This is a genomic window from Vibrio sp. 1F169, assembly GCF_041439605.1.
Taxonomy (GTDB): Bacteria; Pseudomonadota; Gammaproteobacteria; order Enterobacterales; family Vibrionaceae; genus Vibrio; species Vibrio tasmaniensis_A.
The window spans coordinates 1-2420 of the sequence record NZ_JBGOOI010000150.1; the positions used below are offsets into that span (position 1 = coordinate 1).

Annotated in this window: 3 protein-coding genes; 2 read left to right on the forward strand and 1 reads right to left on the reverse strand. The window is 36.0% G+C overall.

Features of this window, described 5'->3' with window-relative positions; translation table 11 throughout:
* Positions 1-184, reverse strand: a 184-nt coding sequence (locus ACED53_RS23235) for a transposase (RefSeq protein ID WP_371715323.1), incomplete at its 3' end; no start/stop codon positions are given.
* 717 nt (positions 185-901) lie between these two features.
* On the opposite strand from ACED53_RS23235, the gene tpx reads away from it, so the two are divergent.
* Complete coding sequence (tpx, locus tag ACED53_RS23240) at positions 902-1399, forward strand: thiol peroxidase (protein WP_017100137.1); 498 nt, start codon at positions 902-904, stop codon at positions 1397-1399.
* 2 nt (positions 1400-1401) lie between these two features.
* A complete protein-coding gene (locus ACED53_RS23245; protein ID WP_017098654.1) occupies positions 1402-2010 on the forward strand; it encodes a redoxin family protein in 609 nt (202 codons plus the stop codon).
* The last annotated feature ends 410 nt before the right edge of the window (positions 2011-2420 follow it).

The following is a 2420-nucleotide window of genomic DNA, read 5'->3' on the forward strand; positions in this document are numbered from 1 at the left end:
TCACCATGAGTGCTGTCGTGATAGCTAAATCACTGAACCGACGCGGCCTCCCGCGATTATTCTGTTTGCTTTGCGCCCAGCCGCTTATCGCCTCTTCGTCAATCCAAAAGGTCAGAGAGCCACGGTTAATGAGTGATTGATTGTATTGCTTCCAGTTGGTTGTTTTATAACGAGGTTTAGGCATAGGGCTACGAGAGGGAGTGAATGTAGCTGATCAGATCGTAGGTTTTAGGTTTAGTTCCAATGAATTACGCAACAAAGCCTTCCATTCATAATCATTGGCAGGAAGGCCTTCGCTAAGGTCTGAGTCGAAATATCGAGTAAAAATGCAAATGTTTTTTTCATTCCCCTGTGTTTCGATTGTCAGTTTTGTCTTTATTTTCAAAATTATATACAATAGGACTAGCGAGCGTGACTGCAAAATCGTGGTTATAGGATAGTTAGAAAATATGATAATGAATTTAATCTATGGTCTAATTTCATTGTAAATGTAAGAAGTCACGCTGTCTTTGAAAGTTGACCAACTAAAACAGCATGACTGGGGGTTCTTTGTTTAGGAATGAATACTAATTCCTGAATACAGCTCGCTCATCGTTAAAGAATCAAAAAACAACGTAAAAAATCACGTTCTTTCCCTATGAATAATATTTAATTTTCGAAAACACACCTAAATACGAACACTCTTCAGAAACTCCACAGAAAAAATTAAATCATACACCAACCAAGCCATTCAAATCGGACCAAAACAATGGGCATTTAGGACTTAACATCTTATTTATTAGAATCTTAAATAATAACAAATAGAATACAACACATCGGATTTGTTATTTATAAATATCAAATTACTATCTCGCCGCTCAATAATTTCTAACCAAAAAATAAACAATAAAAAGGTATTAACATGTCTATAACTTTTCAAGGTAACCCCGTTTCAATCTCAGGTCTATTTCCTAAACCTAATCAAGTAGCACCAAGTTTTACTCTCTGCGACAAAGAATTAAATAGCCTAACCTTAGAAAGCCTAAAAGGGAAAAATGTCTTATTAAATATTTTCCCTAGCATTGACACCCCAGTTTGTGCTGCAAGCGTTCGTACATTTAACGAGAAAGCCGCTAATTTAAACAATACAATCGTATTATGTGTTTCTGCTGATCTACCCTTTGCTATGAATCGTTTTTGTGGTGCAGAAGGCATTGATAATGTAACAACCGCTTCTTTCTTCAGAGAGTCATCATTCACTGAAAACTACGGTGTAAACTTAAATGAAGGTGCGCTTGAAGGATTAGCTGCGAGAGCTGTTATCGTTATCGGTCAAGATGGTATAGTCAAACATAGCGAATTGGTTTCTGAAATTACTACTGAACCAAACTATGAATCTGCGCTAGCGGTTTTATCATAATCATGCGTAAACTACTTATTGTTGCTGCCACCCTTTATTCAATAAACGCCTTCGCAAAGTTTGAAACTACTGAAGACGATGCTGGATTTGGAGAGACACAAGTCGTCACACTTGATAACACCACAAAGTTTGATCTGATTGGTACACCATTAGAAGTAGGCGATTTATTGCCTTCGGCTAAGATGTTGACTTCAGATTTAGAAAGCTATGATACTAGTGCGCAAAGTAAATCGATCAAAATTTATAGCATATTGACATCTGTTGATACACCTGTTTGTGTTCAACAAGCTATTGAGCTTTCTCAATACATAGAAAGCAACCATCACAAACTTCAAGACATTGAATTTTATGCAGTCAGTGCGGATACTCCTTTTACTCAACAGCGGTTCATTAGAGAGCATTCTCTTGACGGAGCGACATATCTTTCTGACTCTTCGGAACATAAGTTTGGCCTCAATACAGGAACTCAAATTAAGCAGTTAGGCTTACTTAGTCGAAGTATTATTGTAGTGGGTATGAATAACCAAGTCATTTATACCCAAAGAGTACCTGAACTTACAACTATCCCTAGTTTAGAACGAGCAGTGAAAGTTGCGTTAGAAAACCGCTAGACTCCGGAAATATATAAGGGGCATTAGCCTCTTATATATTAACCTAATTCCAATTATATAAATAACAATCAATAATGAAAACCATAAAAAAACAAAATATATTTATAGGGTTGTTAATCCTGGTATCATTAGGTGCTCTTAAACTAAAAGAATCATCTATATTAGAAGCATTAGTAGAAGAAATTTTAATTGAAAATTATATAATAAAATCAAAATACAACATGGCACTCCATCATTTCATTAAATAATATCAACTTAGTTACAACTGCCTCTCTCCAATAGTACACCGATGCAATCCCATAGATTAGTCAAGTAGAGTCGATATCATTATACATACGAACTCACAAGAGGAAGGCGGCTTTGTTGCGTAATTAAATTTAAAGATAGAACAACCCCGTTTCGCGTATTTC